Here is a 21,889-nt window from a genome sequence, read left to right on the forward strand (position 1 = left end):
GATGAACCCTCTGGATTACTTGAACTGTTTTAGGAAACGAAGATCGTTCTCGAAGAACGCACGTAGGTCGTTCACGCCGTAACGAAGCATTGTTAGACGCTCAACACCCATACCGAATGCGAAACCAGAGTATTTTTCAGGATCGATACCTACGCTACGTAGCACGTTCGGGTGAACCATACCGCAGCCTAGTACTTCTAACCATTTACCGTTTTTGCCTTTCACGTCTACTTCAGCTGAAGGCTCAGTGAATGGGAAGTAAGATGGACGGAAACGTACTTCTACTTCTTCTTCGAAGAAGTTACATAGGAAATCGTGCAGGATGCCTTTCAGCTGAGCAAAGTTTACGTTCTCATCAACCAGCATGCCTTCCACTTGGTGGAACATTGGCGTGTGAGTTTGGTCGTAGTCGTTACGGTATACACGGCCTGGTGCGATGAAACGGAATGGTGGTTTACCATTTTCCATCGTACGGATCTGTACGCCTGACGTATGAGTACGAAGCATCAAGTCTGGGTTGAAGAAGAAAGTATCGTGGTCAGTACGCGCTGGGTGATCAGCTGCGATGTTTAGCGCATCGAAGTTGTGAAATGCATCTTCGATCTCTGGTCCAGCCTCGGTGTTAAAACCAAGTTCGCCAAAGAACTTCTCAATACGCTCTACAGTACGAGTTACTGGGTGTAAACCACCGTTTTCAATACGACGACCTGGTAGTGTTACGTCGATTGTTTCTGCTGCTAGTTTTGCTTCAAGCTCAGCACGTTGTAGTGCATCTTTACGAGCTGCGATAGCTTGCTGAACGACGCCTTTCGCTTTATTGATCTCTTGACCAGCTTCACGGCGTTCTTCTGGTGGTAGTTTGCCTAGGCTTTGAAGTTGAGCAGTTAGCTCACCTTTTTTACCCAGATACTGAACACGCACTTCATCAAGTGCGACTAGCGATTCGGCAGCTTCAATTGCAGTGCTCGCGCTAGCAATGATCTCTTCTAGATGTTGCATCGTTTCCTCATCTACCTGTAGGTAGTGTCCATAAGGGAGTGATTGGTTTTTTGATAGCTGTACATAGTAGCCAAACCGGGCACCAATGCCAAATTGAATTACGAAAAGAAGAGGTTATTGAATAAAAAGAGCACAAAAACGTCAAAAATGTCATCTTTAGTTGAACTGCCGTTTAGTTGTGCCCTTTTTTTTAGAAATAGTATTGAATAGATAGCTCGATAAAATCGTCATCTCTAGCGAAGTAGAGCAAATCATTTGGTGTTTCATTTTTAAACAACCAAGCATCAATTTGCCACTTAACGTGATTCGATATTCGGCTCGATGCTTCTAACTTAGCATTGTAAACATCATCGTTATCTAAATCCTTCGTAATTCCCGTCAATACTTCCGTTCCGTCCTCATCATTGAGCGCCCAACGAATACCTGCAAACACATCATTTTGACCGATAGTTTGTGCGTTGTTCCCACGACTGTCATAGAGGTACTCACCAATAACTCCCACATCCCAAACCGTGTCAAATGCACCGACGAAGGTATACTCAAAACCCGTCACAAGACCGACATGATTATCAGCGCTATCTCGATAAACACTTTCTAGTTTCCATAACCAATCGCCAACAATTCCTTGCACATCCAGACCGACATGACTCATCAGAGCGTAGTAAGGCTTTAATTCTCCGTACTCAAAACGAAAGTAAGGATCCCGGTTTGTTCCATATAAATAGCTCAGGCCTACGTCCCAATCGCCAAGCATTTTCGAATATCGAAAAGCCACATCTACGTGCTTCTCTTCTCTGCTTGATTCATAGATAGCATCATCAGAGACAACGGGGTCGGTTCGCAAGCGGCCATCTGTACCCGCAAACGTTCGTTCCCTAAAGTAAGGTAACAACATTGCGTGGACGGTGCCCCAGTCTTTGAAAGAGGTAAAATGTAACATCGGCTGACCGAGTTTATCTTCACCATCGACGGCTTCAATGGCATCTGTTTGGTTTACGACATCAACTAAATGGGCTGATTCAGTCACTCCCCAAAAGACCTTACTAATCCCAACTCGAAGCTCATAATCATCCCAATAAGTCAGATAAAGTGCCTCTCGTATGTCGCCATGACTTCGCTCATCGTCTAGACCATCCAGACGATAGAAAGGTGTGAAAGTAAAGTTTGCATCACCATTTTGCATCTCCCAGTAAAATTCTGGCTGCAAAACCAATGACGTTTGCGCTTTGCTCTGACCCTGAGAGCCCGTTTTAAAAAACTGACGATGCTCAATATTGACTTGTCCTGCGAGCTCGACGGCAGTCAGAGGCATCGAGTAAAAAAAGGCTGCTGCACTAAGCAACAACCCAACATTTAATCGCTTCATTTTTCCTCCACTACCTCACTCGCTTCAACACATTCTTATGAAAGTCATTGTCTTGTAATCCAGTGTTAAAACGCATTTCGCTAGTCGTTAGCTCAGTACTTTTTCCTGTTTGATGGTTTGTCATCGCCATAGTGTGCGCTCGCCAATATTGGTTGAGATATTGCTTGTAATCGGAAAAAGAAAGCGTTTTTAACAAAGAGCCTTTGCGGTCGTAAAACTCAACTTTAAGTGGACGATAATGCGCTTTATCTAACCATACCGTTTGCTTGGTATAACCTGAGTTCTTATCGGTCGGAATTTGCTCTACGACGAAAACATCTTGCCCGTTTATGCTGTCATCTTTTAGGTAGTTGAAACGGTATTTTTCAATCTCAAAGGAACTGAGATCCTCATACGCGAATTCACTGCCCATAAAAGGACCTGATTTGTTACGCGAGGAAATACGTTTCACACGTTTCAGTGCAGGAAGGTAAAGCCATTGGTCATCGGCACCCACCGTATGAGAATGGTTAAGAAACGCCGTGCCTTTTACATCTCTCGGTTCATCAAATATCGTGAGCCCTTTGTCACCATCGCCATCAACTTCGAGTGATTGTAAGCGCATTAAACGTGTGCTGCTTTCTCCTTGCGCGTTTCGCAGAATCATTTGCATCGTAGCAACAGAATCCCCCCACCCTTCATCACGGGCTTTGCGCTCTTGGGCAATTTCTAGTCCTTTGGCTTCATCCGCCAACACCGCATGACTCATAATAAGCGAGACAGAAAGTACTGATACTTTTAAGGCATTTTTTACTAAATTCATGTTCAATCCTTTAATTCGTTATGACTGAGTAACAGTCTTGGTTTGAGAGTCAGTTGATTTAAGCTTATTTCGGCGCTCCACCTCGTCGTAAACGCCTTTGTCAAACAACATCAGTAGAGTCGGTAGAAAGATGAAATCCACAACAAGAGCAATGAAGATAACAATGGCACTCAACTGTCCCATATCGGCATTTAAGCGGAAGCTCGACATCGCCAGAACAGAGAAACCAGCAACAAGCACGACCGTCGTAATCCAAAGCGCGCGCCCCACGGTGCGAAAGGCGTAGCGAACCGCTTGCTCCGCACTGTGGCCATCTTTACGAGCATGTTGATATTTAGAAAGAAAGTGAACGGCGTCATCGACAACAACACCAAGCGTTAATGTCACAACGACAGACAATCCCAAGTTTATCTCGCCAGAAACCAGCGCCCAAATACCAAAACCAATAAGCGCAGGAGCAATATTCGGGACAAGACTAATTAAGCCAAGCTTGAACGAACGCAAGGCAAAGATCAGTAATGCAGAGATTAAGACAAGAGTAATGGGCAAGGTTGACAGCATGCTGGCCATATTCGTTTCACCAATATGCGCAAACATCAATGAAGGACTAGAAGCAACAACATCATATTGAGGCGCGTTTTCGTTAAACCATTGGTAAATGCGATTTTCCAAATCAACAAGCTCGACGCTGCCCAAGTTCTCCACGGTGAGAACCATCTTGATCGACGACTTATCTACATTGATTTGGTTGTTCAAATCTAAACCATACGGTAGTGACATTTCGTAAAGCATCAGATATTGAGCCGCTAATTCTCTGTCTTGAGGGAGCGAGTAATAAGCCTGATCATCTCCATGCATGTTCTTGTTTAGGCGCTTATAAACATCGCTCAAGGTCGCAACATGGTCCGTTTCTGGCTGCAACCTTAGCCAGTCAGTAAATTTACCCACGGTATTGAGAAAATTAGGATCCGCAATACCCTGCGATTCGTTGGTTTTTATCGCGATACTGATGTTCGCCATGCCACTGATTCGCTCTTCCATAAAATCAGCCGCTCGGCGAAATTCATTGCTATGGCCAAAGTACTCGACGGATTCATCATTGACTTTGTTCAGTGGAATCAAGCTCGCACTCGCGACAATAACAAGCACCGACAACGGCAATAAAGCATGTCGCTTTGACACCACGAAATCTCCTAAATGATCCATAAAGTGCTTTCTTTCATCAGAAATATCCGACTTCACCGTAACCGGAAGGATATTAAGCAAGGCGGGAAGTAACGTGATGGAAAGGAAACAAGCAACCATGACGCCAAGGGCTGATAGGTTGCCGAAATCTCTCAGGATTGGAGAATCCGACATATTCATCATTAAAAAGCCGATCGCGGTGGTAATGGAGGTAATCAAGATAGGCATGAAATTGAGCGCAATACTTCGCTCAATAGAGTGGGCTTTACTAAAGCCGTTTTGCATAGACTGACGCATTGTCGCGATGATGTGTACACAGTCTGCGACGGCAAGCGTCATCACCAAGGTAGGCACATTAACGGTCGCCGTGCTTAAGAACATACCAGCCCATCCTGACAAGCCCATTGTAACCATAACCGAGCCGATAATAACGATGAGCGTCGCGATGACGCTAAGCAATGAGCGCAACATGATGGTCAGAAACACCAATATCACTAGTAACATAGTTGGCACTAATGTTGCGCTATCATCTTGGGCTGCGGTCATAAACGCGTAGTTCATTGCAATAATGCCAGCCTTGTGGAATTCGGTGTCTGGGTACACTTGCTGATAACGCTCAATCATTCCGTTTATGTAAGCAACCACCTCTTGTACTTCAGCAGTTTTATCTATTTCAGGGAGTTGGACCGTAATGTTTACGACCGTGACATCTCCTTTTTCAGAAATCAGTGAACTTTTCAAAACCGGCTCACTCAACGCAATACTTTTGACTTTCTCTATTCGTTGAGGTGTCAATTCATATTCGCTATACAGTAAATCTTTGACAAGAAGATCATCTTCAAACGCTTCGGTATGCTGGTAGTTAGCGAGGGAATCAACGCGGGTGGAGTATGGAACTTGCCACGCCTCGTCAGTGATCTGCTGAATAAGAGATAATGTGCTAGGAGTAAAAACAGTGCCGCTCTTTGGCGCTATAACCAAAGCAAGACTGTCAGATTTTGCAAAGGTGGTTTGAATTTCATCAAACGCAAGTAACTGCTCATTTGTTCCATCAAAGAAGATGTCGTAATCTCCTCTAAAGTAAAGATTTTTTCCTCCAATGGTTGCTATGACAATCAATAAAACGGTAGCAAGCATCACCAATACACTGTAATTCGTTGGTAGCTTACCCCACCCTGAACGGGCGTATTGTTGAACGTTGTGATGTGGCATCACACTCTCCTTTTGTGACGTTTCGTCAAATTTAAAAACTAAAAAAACAGCAAATGCTGTAAATAACCAGACAAACTCGACATGCAAACTTTAGATCGAATGAATTTGGCTACATAAGTCAGTTTTTAGTAACTTCCTATGCTTCTCGTGATCATTGGCTGAACGCCAACCCTCGAGATTTAATGACGATTCGTCACAATAGTGCGATAAAAAAGCCAACCATAACGTCAGATTGGCCTTTCCAGTTTATTAGCGATTCACTGACTCTAAATAAGCAAGCTCTTCACTAAATAACTCCTGCTCCACTCGACGCCAGGTTTTACGGTAGTCCCATTCTGTAGATAAAGGCGACCAACCTAAACCATCAAGTAACATATTCGCGTTGTGCAGTACTGAGAATGGGTCTTGAATTCGCTGAATACATCGACTGTTCGATGCATTTTGCGCCAAAGCGTTTGAACCGAATGCAATAGACCAGTTGGCGAATACAATAGCATCAGAACCAATTGCGGGAGAAAACTTAAGATCACCACATTCTACCGCATTGTTCACCAGCGCATCAGCACCATCTATTACTTGTTCTTCCAAGTTATTCAGTTCATTCACACGTTTAGGCGAAGCCTTCTCTAGAACCCAAGGCGTCTTTGCAACAATCGCACAAGTTGATAGTACTGGCTCCATACGAGCGTAAATACGATAACCTACATGCATCGCAATGATTTTTTCTCTGGTATTGCCATTAAATTTGGCGGTACGTTCGAAAAATATTGCTTCGCTTTTCAGCGAATGAATACAAAGCGCAAGAATCACATCTTCTTTGCTGCAAAAATGATTGTAGATCGTCCCTTTAGAATAAGGGCTTGACGCTGTAAGCTTGTCCATCGTTAAGTTGGCAAAGCCTTGCTCTTGAACTAAAGACTTAGCCAATTGAATAAGCTCTATCTCACGATCAGCAATCGCCTGTTGCTTTTTTGTTAGCCCTGAAGACACACGACATCCGTCTTGCTTGCTATATTTTTTACAGCGAAAGTTAAACATAATCCTTTGATCCGTATACCAACACACTCCCAATAATTGTAACACGATTCTTTAATACGGGAACGCAACTAAAGTTGACGAACCGTCACAAATGACACTTCGTCATAATAGATCAAAAAACAAACATTTCAAGTATGAATTTATAATTAGAAGATAAATAGCTACCAATTATGCATACCCAAGTAGCTACAGGATGCTTGGTTCAACGAGAATGGTTTCTTTGTAGAGGAAGCGAGAGAGGCTTTGGGAGGAACAACGAAGGAAATCAGCATGTTAAAAATAACGAAAGTAGATGCTGAACAGGTATTATTCGAAATAAGCCCAACACACTTTAAGTCTGAATTAAGAGCAAACACCGCTGAATGCCCTACTTACAAAGTATTTGCTGTCTTAGGCTTTTTCTTTTGCAACGCCCTTTCAGAAACTCTCTTCAAAAAAGGCTCAAAATCTATATAGATAGGCTTGGCTTATCACCTGCAGCTGCGATGGCATAACGAATATCATCAATAAATCGCCCCTCTGTCTCAATAATGCCGTCAGAGAATGTGACTGGCTGATGTGGCCCAGCAAGTAGAACAATATTAGTAAAATCAGAGACATTAAAGTTCTCTGCTACAACATTTTTGGAATGAAAATCAATGACGGTCTTTGCAACTTGATCTTCCAGTAACAAAAGCTGTTCTTCAGTAATTTTCATACGCGCCAAAGCAACGCGAACACACTTATCGTGGGTAGTCGTCTGCTCTTTTATGATTTCGGTATATTTGTCGTTGAGCTTGGAGTTCTCTGCATAGCTATAATATAAAGGCCCGTGCAGCGTTATATTTTTATCTTCATCAACGTAAACGAGATCCAACAACTCTAATGCTTTTAAGTAATCAGACATGCTCTGCTCAGACAAGTCATACTTTTTCTTTAAAATAGAATAACCGTCTTTACCTCGAAGCATTCTCAATTCACGATAAAAGTCGTAAAGGTGAGGGAATTGAAAGAATACTTCATCCTGTGTGCGACTAAAGTAATCCTCGTCTTCACCTTGCAATTGATTTGCGAGCTTTTGTAGTTCATCTAACGTGCAATCAACCGCTCTACAATATTCCAGCAACTTATCTAAAGCGAGATTCGTGCTTGTAAGATGTCTCTTAAAGGTAGATAGTGGCATACCCATTTTCTCAGATAGCTCTCGATATGTTAGCCCTTTTGTTTTAATCGCTTGGCGTAATGCGGCTAGCAAGTATTCGGGAGTCAGATCTCTCATCTACAATTCCTTTTGGCAATGTTACAGCTGTATAGTATTTGTAACAATTTAGAACCGCTTGGCAAGGTATAAGTTCATATTTTTATAAGAAAAACATGAATTAATATACCGAAAAGAGAATTCACACAACAAATGAAAAATTCAATATGAATTCAATTTCATTATAGATATAAAATAATATGCAAAATAAAAGTAAAGCAATTACTCTAAATCATCGTGATTAATTTTAATAGTAACGTAAAGTTGAGAATATAAACCTATTCTCTCTACAAAAATCTAGAATAATTAACCTAAAAGGAACAGAACGGTAAATGCATAATAATTCACCGCTCTCTATTAGCATTTTTGCAATGCTATTCAAGTAGACTAGTCCGCTAGTTTCACTGCAGTACCAAATGCCAAAATTTCCGAAGAACCATCTACGATTGAGCTTGTGGTAAATCGAATCCCTACTATTGCATCGGCACCTTTAGATTCAGCGTCCGCCACCATGCGCTGTATAGCAATATCACGCGCGTCGGTCATCATTTCCGTGTAACCACGAATTTCGCCGCCAACAATGCTCTTGATACCCGCCATGAGGTCACGGCCAATATGCTTTGATTGAACAACATTACCAGTTACAACCCCTCTGATTTCAGAGATCTGCTTGCCAGGAATGCTTTCGGTCGTTGTGTAGATCATTTTTAATCCCTTATAAACGTAAAAATTTATACCCAAGCTACCTTATAACTAACATAAGATGCTAACCAATAAATTGAGAACACTGATAAACAATACTCTAAATAGCCAAGCTAAAAGTCATTTGGGTATAAATTTTAGCAATAAAAAAGGAGAGCTAATGCTCTCCTTCTCTTAATCCTAAACTGCTAATTAAAGAGCAGCTTTCGCTTTTTCAACTAGAACTGCAAATGCAGCTTTGTCGAATACAGCGATGTCCGCAAGGATCTTACGGTCGATCTCGATAGATGCTTTCTTCAGACCGTTGATGAAACGGCTGTAAGATAGACCATTTTGACGAGATGCCGCATTGATACGTGCAATCCATAGTTGACGGAATTGACGTTTCTTAGCGCGACGGTCACGGTAAGCGTATTGACCAGCTTTAGTAACTGCTTGGAAAGCTACGCGGTAAACACGTGAACGCGCACCGTAGTAACCTTTAGCTTGTTTTAGAACTTTCTTATGACGTGCACGAGCTTGTACACCACGTTTTACGCGAGGCATTATGCTTCTCCTAAACTAAACGATTGATAACTAAAAAGAATTAAGCGTATGGCAACATACGGATTACTGCAGCCACTTCACATTTTGGAAGGATTGCATTCGGACGTAGTTGACGCTTGTTCTTAGTAGTACGCTTAGTCAGGATGTGACGTTTTGTAGCGTGCTTGTACTTAATACCACCAGCAGTTTTCTTAAAACGCTTAGCAGCACCTTTGTTGGTTTTCATCTTAGGCATGATGAATAACTCCGCATTGAGTAGGTTTAATAAACAACGTAATTAGGGCGAACAAAACCCAGCCATATGCCTTTATATAAAGGAAAGCGGCTAGGTTTTAATTACTTGATGAGCCGTTAATTACTTCTTTTTAGGGGCTAGCACCATGATCATCTGGCGACCTTCAATCTTCTTAGGGAAAGATTCAACTACAGCAATTTCTGCAGTATCTTCCTTAAGACGATTTAGAACGTCAACACCGATGTCTTGGTGTGCCATCTCTCGGCCACGGAAGCGAATTGTTACTTTCACTTTGTTGCCTTCTTCAAGGAAACGCGTCAGGTTGCGTAGTTTTACCTGATAGTCTCCAATATCAGTTCCAGGACGGAATTTTACTTCCTTGATCTGGACCTGCTTTTGCTTCTTCTTCTGCTCTTTAGCAGTTTTGCTCTTCTCGAAGAGGAACTTACCATAGTCCATCACACGACAAACAGGTGGCTCGGCGTTAGGACTGATCTCAACGAGATCCATACCAGCTTCTTCAGCAGCTGCAATGGCTTCTTGAATCGATACAACACCAACTGATTCACCGTCAGCGCCTGTTAGTCGAACTTCACGAATACCACGAATTTCACCGTTGATACGGTGCGGGTTTTGTTTTACCGGCTGTTGGCCACGTCTTCCGCCTTTAATAGCTTATTCCTCCAGATTGAGCTTACGGCTAGAGATCTCGTCTTGGATGTATGCAATAAAATCATCCACTTTAAATTTACCAAGATCTTTACCTTTACGAGTACGCACTGCTATTTCGCCAGCTTCCATTTCTTGGTCACCAACAACAAGCATATACGGTACACGCTTCAAAGTATGTTCGCGGATTTTAAAGCCAATCTTCTCATTTCTCAAGTCCGCTTTAGCTCTAATTCCACTTTTTTGTAGTTTTTGTACTATTTCTTGAACATAACCTGACTGTTTATCAGTAATGTTCATAAGAACTGCTTGTTCTGGCGCCAACCAAGTTGGGAAGAAACCAGCATATTCTTCGATAAGGATACCGATGAAGCGCTCTAGTGAACCTAGAATCGCACGGTGAATCATTACCGGTACAAGACGTTCATTGTTTTCACCTACATAAGTTGCACCTAAGCGACCTGGTAGGTTGAAGTCTAGCTGGACAGTACCACACTGCCACGCACGGTCTAGACAATCGTATAGTGTGAATTCAATCTTAGGGCCGTAGAACGCACCCTCGCCTTCTTGAATTTCGTATGGGATATCCATCGATTCAAGAGACTGCTTCAATGCTTCTTCAGATTGATCCCAGATTTCATCTGAACCTACACGTTTCTCTGGACGAGTAGACAGTTTCACTACGATGTTGTCGAAACCAAATGTTTGGTACGTATCGTACACCATCTTGATACAGTTTGTTACTTCTTCTTGAATTTGGCTCTCAGTACAGAAAATGTGAGCGTCATCCTGAGTAAAGCCACGTACACGCATAATACCGTGTAGTGCACCAGATGGTTCGTTACGGTGACATGAGCCAAACTCAGCCATACGTAGCGGTAGGTCGCGGTACGATTTTAGACCTTGGTTGAAGATCTGTACGTGACCTGGACAGTTCATTGGCTTAATCGCGTATTCACGGTTCTCAGAAGAAGTTGTGAACATTGCATCAGCGTATTTGTCCCAGTGCCCAGAGCGTTCCCAAAGAACACGGTCCATCATAAGTGGACCTTTCACTTCTTGGTAACCGTACTCATCTAGCTTAGCGCGGATGAATACTTCTAGATCACGGAAGATAGACCAACCATTGTGATGCCAGAACACCATACCCGGTGCTTCTTGCTGCATGTGGAATAGGTCGAGTTGCTTACCAATCTTACGGTGATCACGCTTCGCCGCTTCTTCTAGGCGAGTTAGGTGCGCTTTCAGTGCTTTCTTGTCGTGGAAAGCCGTACCGTAGATACGTTGAAGCATTTTGTTGTCGCTGTTACCACGCCAGTAAGCACCTGCAACATTCAGCAAAGTGAAGTGTTGACAGAAGCTCATGTTAGGAACGTGAGGACCACGACACATGTCGATGTATTCTTCATGGTGGTAAAGGCCTGGACGATCATCACGAGATACGTTTTCGTCAAGGATTTCCACTTTGTATGGTTCGCCACGTGATTCAAACGTATCACGCGCTTCCTGCCAGCTTACTTTTTTCTTAACCACTTCGTACTTGGTTTTCGCTAGCTCTTTCATACGCTTTTCAATCTTTTCAAGATCTTCTTGCGTTAGAGATTCGTCTAGGTCGATATCGTAGTAGAAGCCATTGTCGATGGTTGGACCGATCGCCATTTTAGCTTGAGGGTAAAGCTGCTTAAGAGCGTGACCAAGAAGGTGAGCACAAGAGTGACGAACGATTTCTAGACCGTCTACTTCATCTTTAACTGTGATGATTTCAAGGCTTGCGTCTTCTTCAATTAGGTCACACGCATCAACGCGGTTACCGTTTACACGACCAGCGATAGTTGCTTTGGCAAGACCGGGACCGATCGATTGCGCAACTTCCATAGTAGATACTGGGTTGTCAAATTGACGCTGACTGCCGTCAGGAAGAGTAATAATAGGCATGCTATGTCCTTTACAGTGGTGTTGCACACCAAGCAACACATGTTATTCAAATTAGAAGCTATTTGTTGAAAATAGTTGAGAGTCAATAAAGGCCTCTCGGTAACACGAATACCGGACCGTTATCGAAAATGGGATTGTACCTAGCTCACATTTAGAATGCAAAGCGCGATTTTGTTTGGTCATAAGAACTTAACCGCAGACCCGTCACGACAAACTGATCATGCTTTTTTAAGAGACCGCATAGCTGGTGAATGGAATTGCCCCTCAATGAACTTACACAACAAATTACAATATCGCCTATTACGTGTGAACCGATACAAAGCCTAACACGCTGGGCGAGTGCTCAACGTGCGATTTAGGTATATAGTTGTTTTATAGAGTAGTTTGTATGTAGGTATTCATCATGGTCTATTTCAAATCGCACTTTATGGTGCTTCTAAGCACCTCGATATGTTCTTTGCAAGCCTTCGCATCAAATGACTTATATGGCCCGCTGCGTTCTTACGCACAATCCCCAATGCAAGTGGTTAGTCACACCAACGTACTGCGTTCAGGACATAGTCTGCCCTATGGTTTTGTCGAAGCTTATGGTTCGGGAACCGTGGCAAGTGTTTGGGCTCATACTGATGAATACGCACTGGATTATTACCACAATCAAATCGAATTAGGCAGCAAATGGCAAGTCAGCAACCGTTGGCAGTGGGAGCTCAACTATCGATGGGTCTTTGCCGCTGACAACCATTTAGATGGACTGACGAAAAGCTTCCATAAACTTTTCGGTATCGGACAAAATGGGCGGGATAAAGTAGACAGAGATCGTTTTTACATTTCAATGCCGCAATATGATGTGCTTGAAGATGATTTCGAAGGACAAACACTGGCCAATAACCTATCTACTTACTTACAGTATCAAGTGTTCCAAAATGAACATCACGGCCTATCGATTGGCGGCAGTTTGTATTTTAACGATGTGGCTCACGGTACTTTTCAAGGTAGCAGTTTCGAGCAAGGCTTCCAATTAAACTACAGCTACTTAAGTGATGCTCATGCATTTTATTCGATGATTGGCATGACTTTTCGCTCGGATGACCGTGCCTTGCTCGATCTGCCCTATCGACATAATACGATTGCCATTGCGGGTGGGTACCGTTATGCCTTAGAAGATAACCATCACCTGATGTTGGAATATCATTGGTATCAAGGCTCAACAGAAGGGCCCACAGAGTTTGCTGATGCCTCTAATGAACTGGTATTGGGCTATCGATATCTAATGGAAAATTCAGCGCTTGAGTTTTTAGCCGTAGAGAACGCAAGAAACATGGATAACAGTACCGATATCGCTTTCACAATAGGATATCGGTACATATTTTCATCAAGTTGATGAGAGCTATAGATTTAGCGTTGGTGCAACTGCGGCAGCGACTTGAGCATCGGTTGCATTGATCGGCAACGTAAACGAGCGATATTGGTCACCAGCCAAGCTGAGCGAACGGTCAATCTCTGCCAAACAATGCATGACCTGCCCTTCCAGAATAAAAGAGAGCTCAATTTCTTTTGATGAGATAAAGCCGCTGTTACGGAACTCTAGCTCTTGATAAATACCAGAGCGAGAGGCAAACGAGCCACCGCGCAAAAAGCCTTTTTCAACATCGGCTTTAACCATAGTGAAGCCAGCTTGCTCGATCGCTTGAATAACCCGAGATGCTACTGGTAGTGGTTTCACTTCAATATAGTCACGGTCACGCGGGTCAATCGCAAAATCAATATCTAACGTCGTCTCGACCCAAACATGACATTGATTCTTAAGTGCGCTAACCGCAGTAATTGGCGTTTCATCAGGCAGTTTTAGCTCAAACGGAACCTGCTTTTCTTCATTAGGTTGAATCACAAAAGGGTCAACTGCTTTCAATTGATCAATAGTGAAGGTTTGGTAACTTACGCTATCATCCACTTCGACTTTCATTTCCGTGTTCAATTTAATCGTAATAGCATCAATTTGTTGTTCGACGTCTCCGCCTTTGATATGAACATGCCCTTTCAGCGTCGCTCCTTGAAACACGCTCATTTCGTCCAAAATGGTATCTACTTTTGCAGAGCCGATCCCCAGTGATGCTTTCAATTTTTTAAACATATTTTTCCTTTTTTAGCGACTTTTCTTCTAATGATCGTTTGTTTACACAATTGTTTTCTGCTGTGCAAGCAATAGACCACAAGAAAATGTTTGAATTCAATCATCAATCCAAATAATGCTCAGCAGCAAGAGTCATTCAGCCCTGCAATAGGATTGTTCGGTCACTAAGCTGTACATTCGTCGAGAAATGTTTGCAATTTGTACCTAAATTAAGCAGTATTTGTATAGTCAAATAAAGGAAAATGATTATGTCTGCACCACTCTACATTCAAATTAAACAATTTATCCTGGATAAAATTGAGGCTGGAGAGTGGGTAGTTGGTCATCGCATCGCCACCGAGATTGAGCTTACCGAGCAATTTGGTGTCAGTAGAATGACAGTGAACAAAGCAATTCGGGATTTAGTTAATGAGGGCCGATTACAACGTCGCCCACGCTTAGGCACGTTCGTGTGTGATCCTGGTGAAAAGTCAGAATCTCCCCTGCTAGACATTCGAAACATTGCCGAAGAAGTCAGCGATAGAGGGCGAAAGTATGGCAGTAAAGTGCTCAAACAGATTGCCATAAAAGCAGATGACAACATTGCGACAAAACTCGGCGTTATGCTAGGCACGACAGTGTTTTACAGTGAAATTATTCACTATGAAGACCAAACGCCGATTCAATTGGAGCTCCGCTGGGTGAATAGCCAATATGCTCCGAGTTATTTAAATCAAGACTTCACACAAATCACTCCAAATCAATACCTGTCAAATAATTGCCCACTCAGCGCGATAGAACATACTGTAGAGGCAATTGTGCCTGAAAGCCGTATTAAGCAAGACTTAAAAATGCAAGCCAATGAACCTTGCCTTCTCTTGAATCGCAGAACGTGGAGCCAAGATAAATTAGTCAGTACCGCCCTACTTTATCACCCTGGTAGCAAATATAAGCTGAGCTCAAAAGTGCTCATTTAAGGACAAGATTTGTCCTCTAGATCTACGTTTTGATCACATTTTAGCAACATCAACCTTGTCAGTGTTCTTATTTTGCTCTATTTATTTGTATATACATTTAATGATACAAATAAACACAGGGACACAAACATGGATTTGCTGATTGAAAACGCACGTCTAGTTACCATGCAATCGGGAGAATGCGGATACCTTCCAACGCCTCCAGCGCGCATTGGTATTCAATCTGGAAAAATCGTTGCGATCAGTACCTGTGCCATTGGTGAAGACGCACCGCAAACCGAGTCTCTGTTGTCTGCCCAACATTACCCTCAGAGTATCGATCTTCAAGGCCAGTTAGTTCTGCCAGGTTTGATCGACTGCCACACTCATCTTATTTACGCGGGCAATCGTGCCAACGAATTTGAAATGCGCTTAAACGGCGTGCCATATCAAGAAATTTCCAAACAAGGCGGCGGGATTCTCTCAACGGTACATGCGACACGCTCTGCAACCGAAGCACAACTAGTTGAGTTAGCGTTACCACGTTTAGATGGGTTACTCGCGAGTGGCGTCACTTCTGTCGAGGTGAAATCTGGCTATGGATTGACACTGAATGATGAAATAAAAATGCTCCGTGCCGCCAAAATGCTAGAGCAAGAGCGCAAAGTTAAAATCACCACTACACTTCTCGCCGCTCACGCTATTCCGCCAGAGTTTCAAGGTCGTGCAGATGATTATATTGAGCACATTTGTCAGGACATAATCCCTGTTGTCGCAAAGGAAGAATTAGCTACGAGTGTCGATGTTTTTTGTGAATCGATTGGTTTCAATCTTGAACAAACAGAAAAAGTGTTTGTAGCTGCAAAACGCCACGGCTTAAAGGTTAAAGGGCATACTGAGCAACTTTCTAATCTCGGTGGTACAGCCCTCACTGCGCAATACAACGGTCTGTCAGCGGATCACATCGAGTTTTTAGATGAGCAAGGTGTTAAAGCACTTGCTCGATCAAACACCGTCGCCACTCTATTGCCTGGCGCTTTTTATTTTCTAAGAGAAACTCAGTTACCACCGATTGAGTTGTTGAGAGAGCATAACGTGCCGATGGCAATTGCTACGGACGTCAACCCAGGTACATCACCATTTTCTGATCTCACACTCATGCTGAATATGGCGTGCACGCTATTTCGCCTTACACCGCAAGAAGCTCTGCGTGGTGTAACGCAACATGCAGCCAAAGCTCTGGGTTATCAAAACTTACGTGGCGAAATCAAAGTAGGGTTTGATGCGGACTTCTCTATCTGGGATATCGAAAGCCCTGCGGATTTAAGCTATCAAGTCGGAGCAAAACGTCTGGTAGGTCGTATAGTAAATGGTGAATACATTTCACACGGAGGCCAATAATATGTCTCAATTCGACCTACACTCTCCCCTATTTCATTGGCAAGGCCGTCATGATGCCGAGGACGGCAAGCTTGGTCAGCGAATTCATCACGTTGTTCAACGCCAAAAAGCAGATGAGTTGAGTGCCGTTGCGCATGGCGTCTCATTACTCGGTTTTGCTACCGACGCTGGCGTTGCGAGAAACAAAGGACGCATTGGCGCGAAAAAAGCGCCAGACTTAATCCGACGAGCACTCGCTAATTTAGCATGGCACCAAGACGCCCCACTATATGACTTAGGTACTGTGGTGTGTGAAGACGACTTACTGGAAGAGAGCCAAGCTCTATGTGCAGCAACCATTTCAAGCGCACTGCCCCATACGCCAGTCATCGTGCTAGGTGGTGGGCATGAGATTGCGTGGGCCTCGTTTTCCGGCTTAGCGGAATATTTTAAAGCGCACCATCCAGAGAAGAAGCCTAAAATCGGCATTATTAATTTCGATGCGCATTTCGATTTGCGCGCATTTGAGAGCAACCTCACCGACATAAGACCGAGCTCTGGTACACCCTTCAACCAAATTCATCATTTTTGTCAACGTAACGATTGGGACTTTCATTACGCTTGTATTGGTGTAAGCCGTAGTAGCAACACTAAAGCGCTATTTGAAAAAGCAGATGCGTTAAATGTTTGGTATGTAGAGGACAATCAGCTCTGCTACTTAAACCACAGTTATCACTTAACTCAGCTTCAGCATTTTATTGACGACTGTGACTACCTCTATTTGACCATTGATCTAGATGTATTTCCTGCCGCAACCGCACCTGGAGTCAGCGCACCAGCAGCTCGGGGAGTGAGTTACGACACTATTGCACCCTTTTTAGAGCGAATTCTTCATTACAAAAATAAGCTAATGCTGGCTGATATCGCCGAATACAACCCAAATTATGACGTCGATAGTCAAACTGCACGATTAGCTGCCCGTTTGTGTTGGGATATCGCCAACGCAATGGCGGAAAAACAGCACAAACCATAATGCATCCCAGATGCCACTGATTATTACGACCAAGCAAGTACTTGGTCATCACGAGAAACTAAAGGAGTCTGAAATGACACAGCGCCAGGGACAAGATCCACGACTTGATACAAGCAGAACAATTCGTGCACCTCACGGAGATAAACTGCGCGCAAAATCTTGGCTAACCGAAGCCCCTCTTCGTATGCTGATGAACAACCTTGATCCTGATGTTGCAGAACATCCACATTCACTGGTTGTATATGGCGGCATTGGCCGAGCAGCGCGAAACTGGGAATGTTACGACAAGATTGTTGAAGTACTTGAAAGACTCGAAGATGACCAAACGCTTTTAGTTCAATCAGGCAAGCCTGTTGGTGTTTTTCCTACTCATAAAAATGCCCCACGCGTGCTTATCGCAAACTCAAACCTTGTTCCGCATTGGGCAAACTGGGAACACTTCAACGAGCTCGATAAACAAGGCTTGATGATGTACGGCCAAATGACCGCTGGCAGCTGGATATACATTGGCTCGCAAGGTATCGTACAAGGCACATACGAAACGTTCGTATCTGTTGCAAAAAAACACTTTGACGGTGAAGCAAAGGGCCGTTGGATTCTAACAGGTGGTCTTGGTGGCATGGGTGGTGCTCAACCTCTCGCTGGTACAATGGCGGGCTTCTCCATGATTGCAGTAGAGTGTGATGAATCACGTATCGATTACCGCCTGCGTACAGGCTATGTCGATAAGAAAGCGACTTCTTTAGATGAAGCGCTAGCTATCATTAAAGAGTCAGACACACCAGTATCGGTTGGTCTACTAGGTAATGCAGCAGACGTTTTCTCTGAGCTGGTAGAACGTAATATCACGCCTGATGTCGTAACAGACCAAACGTCTGCACACGACCCGCTCAATGGCTATTTACCACAAGGCTGGAGCATGTCTCACGCAGCAGAAATGCGTTTGCAAGATGAAGCAATGGTCGTAAAAGCAGCGAAAAAATCCATGGCTGTGCAAGTTCAAGCGATGTTAGAGCTGCAAAATCGCGGCGCCGCAACACTCGACTACGGTAACAACATCCGCCAGATGGCCTTGGAAGAAGGCGTAGAAAACGCATTCGATTTTCCTGGCTTCGTTCCAGCCTACATTCGTCCTCTATTCTGTGAAGGTATCGGTCCTTTCCGTTGGGCTGCTCTCTCTGGCGATCCTGATGACATTTATAAAACCGACCAAAAAGTAAAAGAGCTAATTCCAGATAATCCGCACTTACATAACTGGCTAGATATGGCTCGCGAACGCATCCAGTTCCAAGGTTTACCTGCGCGTATTTGCTGGGTTGGTCTTAAAGATCGTGAGCGTCTTGGTCAAGCATTCAACGAAATGGTGAAAAATGGCGAACTTAAAGCGCCCGTTGTCATTGGTCGAGATCACTTAGATTCTGGCTCTGTAGCAAGCCCGAACCGTGAAACCGAAGGTATGATGGACGGTTCTGACGCCGTATCAGACTGGCCATTATTAAACGCGCTACTCAACACGGCGGGCGGCGCAACTTGGGTTTCACTACACCACGGTGGTGGCGTAGGTATGGGCTTCTCGCAACACTCAGGTATGGTTATCTGCTGTGACGGCAGTGAAGATGCCTCAGAACGTATTGCCCGCGTGCTGCATAACGACCCAGCAACAGGCGTTATGCGTCATGCTGATGCGGGATACGATATCGCTAAACAATGTGCAGCAGAGCAAGGGCTAGATTTGCCAATGCTCAACGAAGAACTGAAGAAGCTCAAGTAAGGATGAAAGAGATGTTAAATTTAACGCTAAAGCCAGGTCATATTAGCTTAAACGAACTACGCCAAGTGAGCCGTTCACCAGTCAACCTTACTTTGGATCCTGAAGCCATTCCGGCCATTGAAGAAAGCACACAGGTCGTAGACCGAGTCATCGCGGAAGATAGAACGGTTTACGGAATTAACACTGGTTTTGGGCTATTGGCTAACACACGAATAGCACCAGAAGATTTAGAAACACTTCAACGCAGTATCGTTCTTTCTCATGCGGCAGGTATCGGTGAGTTTATGTCAGATGAAACGGTTCGTCTGATGATGGTATTAAAAATCAATAGTCTGTCTCGTGGCTTTTCTGGGATTCGCCTAAAAGTCATTAATATGCTGACCGACCTAGTCAACGCACAAGTTTACCCTTGCGTACCAAAAAAGGGCTCTGTTGGCGCATCAGGTGACTTAGCTCCTCTAGCCCATATGAGCACAGTATTACTGGGAGAAGGACAAGCTCGCCACAACGGTAATATTATTTCCGGGCAAGAAGCATTAAAAATTGCAGGTCTAGAGCCTATCACTCTGGCGCCAAAAGAAGGCTTGGCGCTACTAAATGGGACTCAGGCATCAACAGCGTTCGCATTGGAAGGCCTGTTTATCGCGGAAGACCTTTTCGCGTCAGCAACCGTTTGTGGTGCAATGTCTGTTGAAGCCGCTCTCGGCAGCCGACGTCCATTCGATCCGCGCATTCACCGTGTACGTGGTCATCGCAGCCAAATAGACGCAGCACTCGCATACCGTCATTTGTTAGACACATCGAGTGAAATAGGTGACTCGCACACTAACTGTGAAAAAGTGCAAGACCCGTATTCTTTGCGCTGTCAGCCTCAAGTGATGGGCGCGTGTTTACAGCAAATCCGCAATGCGGCGGAAGTATTACAAGTAGAAGCGAACTCCGTATCAGATAATCCGTTGGTGTTTGCTGAAGATGGTGACATCATCTCTGGCGGTAACTTCCACGCGGAGCCGGTTGCAATGGCAGCCGACAACCTAGCACTTGCGATTGCCGAGATCGGCAGCTTGTCTGAACGTCGTATGGCATTACTTATCGATAGCGCGCTATCAAAACTGCCACCGTTCTTAGTCGACAATGGTGGTGTGAACTCTGGTTTCATGATCGCTCAGGTTACCTCTGCTGCGTTAGCAAGTGAAAACAAAACACTCGCTCACCCAGCGTCAGTAGACAGCTTGCCAACATCTGCAAACCAAGAAGATCACGTGTCAATGGCAACATTCGCGGCTCGCAGATTGAAAGAAATGGGCGAAAACACTCGCGGTATTCTGGCTGTCGAATACCTCTCAGCAGCACAAGGCCTAGACTTTAGAGCGCCAAACAAGTCCTCTGAGCGTATTGAGATTGCGAAACAAATGTTGCGTGAAAAAGTATCGTTCTACGATAAAGATCGCTACTTTGCGCCGGACATTGAACAGGCAAACACTCTGCTGAAGCTGGCTATCCACAACACGCTCATGCCAGAGAGCTTGTTACCAAGTGTTCAATAATTTAGCACAACTGGCATTTCATCGAATAAACAGATGATGACTTGAAGGCTCTACGTTCTGCGTGGAGCCTTTTTACATACGATTAAACATGTTGATGGCACTATTTATGAACGCCAGTCTACTTTGATGGCTATACTTTAAAAGATAGGCGAGCGAAAAGGTCGTTGTTTATTGTTTTCACAAATAAAAGCGTTGCTAAAGTATGCGTTTTTAACGGTTTATCCGCCGAAATAGTGTCTTATTGTTAGGATACGGTGAAGTTTTCACTGGATGGACCATTGCTACGCAGATATTCGCATATAATCCCACACAGTTTTGGTTACTACGTAAAAATTATGTTTCTAACACCTTATTTTTCAAACACTAATCACCAGTTTCAGTTCACTCGCGAACAAGCAAGCCACTTTGCAAAACGTGTCGCAGGTGACTACAACCCAATTCATGATGAAGACAACAAACGCTTTTGTGTCCCTGGAGATTTACTTTTCGCTGTGCTTCTTAGTAAAGAAGGCGTTAGCCAAAAGATGCGTTTTAACTTCTCTGGCATGGTAAACGATGGTGTAGCACTTCATATTGAAAATAAGTGTGACAAAGAAAGCGCTGTTGTTGACGAGGCAGGTAAAGAATACTTACACATGTCCCGTGAAGGTGAAACTAACCACGATCCGGCATTTATTGAGCATGTAGTGACAAATTACGTGCAATTTTCTGGTATGAACTTCCCTCACATCATGGTTCCTCTTATGGAAGAGAAGCAAATGATGATTAACTGCCAGCGTCCATTAGTTATTTATGAAAGCATGGAAGTCGAATTTTCACGCTTAGACCTTACGCATCCAGAGGTGGATTTCACTGGCGCAACATTCGACGTAGAAGGAAAACGAGGTGTAGTCACCTTAAACTTTGCGTTTAAAGAAGACGGTGAAGTCGTTGGTAAAGGTATTAAGCGCATGGTTGCCAGTGGCTTGAAGCCATATGACCAAGAAGCGGTTGATGACCTTGTACGCCGCTTTAATGAACGTAAGGATGCATTCCTAGCAAAGTTCGTTAAGGCAGCCTAGTCGACTGCCCTATCAGAAGCGCACAAAAAACGTGTTTACTAAAAGAAAGCCCAACGTCGACCGTTGGGCTTTCTTTTTATGTCTCATCCAAACAAAACTAAACGC

The 21,889-nt window shown here is 43.9% G+C and carries 20 protein-coding genes; 8 read left to right on the plus strand and 12 right to left on the minus strand.

The genetic code is table 11. The features are described 5' to 3' along the window. Nucleotides 1-15 precede the first annotated feature (15 nt). The 5 genes from pheS to R7035_RS01630 form a co-directional block, all read right to left on the minus strand. Nucleotides 16-999, minus strand: a complete 984-nt coding sequence (pheS, locus tag R7035_RS01610; protein WP_005385470.1) for a phenylalanine--tRNA ligase subunit alpha — start codon at nt 997-999, stop codon at nt 16-18. Nucleotides 1,000-1,189: 190 nt separating this feature from the next. Continuing rightward, nucleotides 1,190-2,365, minus strand: a complete 1,176-nt coding sequence (locus R7035_RS01615) for a hypothetical protein (RefSeq protein WP_206969851.1) — start codon at nt 2,363-2,365, stop codon at nt 1,190-1,192. A 10-nt stretch (nt 2,366-2,375) separates the two neighbouring features. After that, nucleotides 2,376-3,167 (minus strand): outer membrane lipoprotein-sorting protein, encoded by a 792-nt coding sequence (locus R7035_RS01620; protein ID WP_025766823.1) that lies wholly within the window; start codon nt 3,165-3,167, stop codon nt 2,376-2,378. An 18-nt stretch (nt 3,168-3,185) separates the two neighbouring features. After that, nucleotides 3,186-5,564: an efflux RND transporter permease subunit gene (locus R7035_RS01625; RefSeq protein ID WP_318145940.1), complete on the minus strand. Its 2,379-nt coding sequence runs from the start codon at nt 5,562-5,564 to the stop codon at nt 3,186-3,188. A 249-nt stretch (nt 5,565-5,813) separates the two neighbouring features. After that, a complete protein-coding gene (locus R7035_RS01630; protein WP_005377913.1) occupies nt 5,814-6,602 on the minus strand; it encodes a TetR/AcrR family transcriptional regulator in 789 nt (262 codons plus the stop codon). A 270-nt stretch (nt 6,603-6,872) separates the two neighbouring features. Here R7035_RS01630 and R7035_RS01635 point away from each other — a divergent pair, with 270 nt between their 5' ends. Beyond that, entirely contained in the window at nt 6,873-7,058 is a 186-nt protein-coding gene (locus R7035_RS01635) for a hypothetical protein (RefSeq protein ID WP_031780965.1), read from the plus strand. Here the strand turns inward: R7035_RS01635 and R7035_RS01640 are convergent. From R7035_RS01640 to thrS, 6 genes are all read right to left on the minus strand, one after another. After that, entirely contained in the window at nt 7,051-7,860 is an 810-nt protein-coding gene (locus tag R7035_RS01640; RefSeq protein WP_005385480.1) for a helix-turn-helix domain-containing protein, read from the minus strand. The genes R7035_RS01635 and R7035_RS01640 overlap by 8 nt on opposite strands. Nucleotides 7,861-8,226: 366 nt before the next feature. Next, a complete protein-coding gene (locus tag R7035_RS01645) occupies nt 8,227-8,544 on the minus strand; it encodes a heavy metal-binding domain-containing protein (RefSeq protein WP_005377919.1) in 318 nt (105 codons plus the stop codon). Nucleotides 8,545-8,733: 189 nt separating this feature from the next. Then, nucleotides 8,734-9,087: a 50S ribosomal protein L20 gene (gene rplT / locus R7035_RS01650; RefSeq protein WP_004727974.1), complete on the minus strand. Its 354-nt coding sequence runs from the start codon at nt 9,085-9,087 to the stop codon at nt 8,734-8,736. A 40-nt stretch (nt 9,088-9,127) separates the two neighbouring features. Continuing rightward, on the minus strand, nt 9,128-9,322 hold the full coding sequence (gene rpmI, locus R7035_RS01655) for a 50S ribosomal protein L35 (protein ID WP_005377932.1): 195 nt from the start codon (nt 9,320-9,322) through the stop codon (nt 9,128-9,130). Between the two features lie 120 nt (nt 9,323-9,442). Then, nucleotides 9,443-9,994: a translation initiation factor IF-3 gene (gene infC, locus R7035_RS01660; protein ID WP_080276913.1), complete on the minus strand. Its 552-nt coding sequence runs from the start codon at nt 9,992-9,994 to the stop codon at nt 9,443-9,445. A 3-nt stretch (nt 9,995-9,997) separates the two neighbouring features. After that, complete coding sequence (gene thrS / locus R7035_RS01665) at nt 9,998-11,926, minus strand: threonine--tRNA ligase (protein WP_005395892.1); 1,929 nt, start codon at nt 11,924-11,926, stop codon at nt 9,998-10,000. A gap of 403 nt (nt 11,927-12,329) precedes the next feature. Here thrS and R7035_RS01670 point away from each other — a divergent pair, with 403 nt between their 5' ends. Then, complete coding sequence (locus tag R7035_RS01670) at nt 12,330-13,307, plus strand: DUF3187 family protein (RefSeq protein WP_170893860.1); 978 nt, start codon at nt 12,330-12,332, stop codon at nt 13,305-13,307. 6 nt (nt 13,308-13,313) lie between these two features. Here R7035_RS01670 and R7035_RS01675 read toward each other — a convergent pair whose 3' ends face one another. Beyond that, complete coding sequence (locus R7035_RS01675; RefSeq protein ID WP_262651850.1) at nt 13,314-14,057, minus strand: sporulation protein; 744 nt, start codon at nt 14,055-14,057, stop codon at nt 13,314-13,316. Between the two features lie 248 nt (nt 14,058-14,305). Here R7035_RS01675 and hutC point away from each other — a divergent pair, with 248 nt between their 5' ends. The 6 genes from hutC (at nt 14,306) to R7035_RS01705 (ending at nt 21,784) form a co-directional block, all read left to right on the plus strand. Continuing rightward, nucleotides 14,306-15,013, plus strand: coding sequence for a histidine utilization repressor (hutC, locus tag R7035_RS01680; RefSeq protein ID WP_115385887.1), 708 nt, complete (start codon nt 14,306-14,308; stop codon nt 15,011-15,013). 129 nt (nt 15,014-15,142) lie between these two features. Then, nucleotides 15,143-16,393 carry an imidazolonepropionase gene (hutI, locus tag R7035_RS01685; RefSeq protein WP_262651849.1) on the plus strand — a complete coding sequence of 417 codons (1,251 nt, stop codon included), beginning with the start codon at nt 15,143-15,145 and terminating at the stop codon, nt 16,391-16,393. Between the two features lies 1 nt (nt 16,394). Beyond that, nucleotides 16,395-17,405: a formimidoylglutamase gene (gene hutG, locus R7035_RS01690; RefSeq protein ID WP_047100717.1), complete on the plus strand. Its 1,011-nt coding sequence runs from the start codon at nt 16,395-16,397 to the stop codon at nt 17,403-17,405. Nucleotides 17,406-17,478: 73 nt separating this feature from the next. Next, nucleotides 17,479-19,176 carry a urocanate hydratase gene (gene hutU, locus R7035_RS01695; protein ID WP_158173815.1) on the plus strand — a complete coding sequence of 566 codons (1,698 nt, stop codon included), beginning with the start codon at nt 17,479-17,481 and terminating at the stop codon, nt 19,174-19,176. 11 nt (nt 19,177-19,187) lie between these two features. Beyond that, entirely contained in the window at nt 19,188-20,723 is a 1,536-nt protein-coding gene (hutH, locus tag R7035_RS01700; RefSeq protein WP_213870104.1) for a histidine ammonia-lyase, read from the plus strand. Between the two features lie 335 nt (nt 20,724-21,058). Further along, a complete protein-coding gene (locus tag R7035_RS01705; RefSeq protein WP_017821813.1) occupies nt 21,059-21,784 on the plus strand; it encodes a DUF3581 domain-containing protein in 726 nt (241 codons plus the stop codon). Nucleotides 21,785-21,889: the final 105 nt, after the last annotated feature.

It is taken from the genome of Vibrio sp. 1731 (genome assembly GCF_033339955.1).
Lineage (GTDB): Bacteria > Pseudomonadota > Gammaproteobacteria > Enterobacterales > Vibrionaceae > Vibrio > Vibrio alginolyticus.

Coding starts and splice junctions, on each gene's coding strand:
- pheS (WP_005385470.1), bottom strand. CDS start 999: ATGCAACATCTAGAAGAGATCATTGCTAGCGCGAGCACTGCAATTGAA.
- R7035_RS01615 (WP_206969851.1), bottom strand. CDS start 2,365: ATGAAGCGATTAAATGTTGGGTTGTTGCTTAGTGCAGCAGCCTTTTTT.
- R7035_RS01620 (WP_025766823.1), bottom strand. CDS start 3,167: ATGAATTTAGTAAAAAATGCCTTAAAAGTATCAGTACTTTCTGTCTCG.
- R7035_RS01625 (WP_318145940.1), bottom strand. CDS start 5,564: ATGCCACATCACAACGTTCAACAATACGCCCGTTCAGGGTGGGGTAAG.
- R7035_RS01630 (WP_005377913.1), bottom strand. CDS start 6,602: ATGTTTAACTTTCGCTGTAAAAAATATAGCAAGCAAGACGGATGTCGT.
- R7035_RS01635 (WP_031780965.1), top strand. CDS start 6,873: ATGTTAAAAATAACGAAAGTAGATGCTGAACAGGTATTATTCGAAATA.
- R7035_RS01640 (WP_005385480.1), bottom strand. CDS start 7,860: ATGAGAGATCTGACTCCCGAATACTTGCTAGCCGCATTACGCCAAGCG.
- R7035_RS01645 (WP_005377919.1), bottom strand. CDS start 8,544: ATGATCTACACAACGACCGAAAGCATTCCTGGCAAGCAGATCTCTGAA.
- rplT (WP_004727974.1), bottom strand. CDS start 9,087: ATGCCTCGCGTAAAACGTGGTGTACAAGCTCGTGCACGTCATAAGAAA.
- rpmI (WP_005377932.1), bottom strand. CDS start 9,322: ATGCCTAAGATGAAAACCAACAAAGGTGCTGCTAAGCGTTTTAAGAAA.
- thrS (WP_005395892.1), bottom strand. CDS start 11,926: ATGCCTATTATTACTCTTCCTGACGGCAGTCAGCGTCAATTTGACAAC.
- R7035_RS01670 (WP_170893860.1), top strand. CDS start 12,330: ATGGTCTATTTCAAATCGCACTTTATGGTGCTTCTAAGCACCTCGATA.
- R7035_RS01675 (WP_262651850.1), bottom strand. CDS start 14,057: ATGTTTAAAAAATTGAAAGCATCACTGGGGATCGGCTCTGCAAAAGTA.
- hutC (WP_115385887.1), top strand. CDS start 14,306: ATGTCTGCACCACTCTACATTCAAATTAAACAATTTATCCTGGATAAA.
- hutI (WP_262651849.1), top strand. CDS start 15,143: ATGGATTTGCTGATTGAAAACGCACGTCTAGTTACCATGCAATCGGGA.
- hutG (WP_047100717.1), top strand. CDS start 16,395: ATGTCTCAATTCGACCTACACTCTCCCCTATTTCATTGGCAAGGCCGT.
- hutU (WP_158173815.1), top strand. CDS start 17,479: ATGACACAGCGCCAGGGACAAGATCCACGACTTGATACAAGCAGAACA.
- hutH (WP_213870104.1), top strand. CDS start 19,188: ATGTTAAATTTAACGCTAAAGCCAGGTCATATTAGCTTAAACGAACTA.
- R7035_RS01705 (WP_017821813.1), top strand. CDS start 21,059: ATGTTTCTAACACCTTATTTTTCAAACACTAATCACCAGTTTCAGTTC.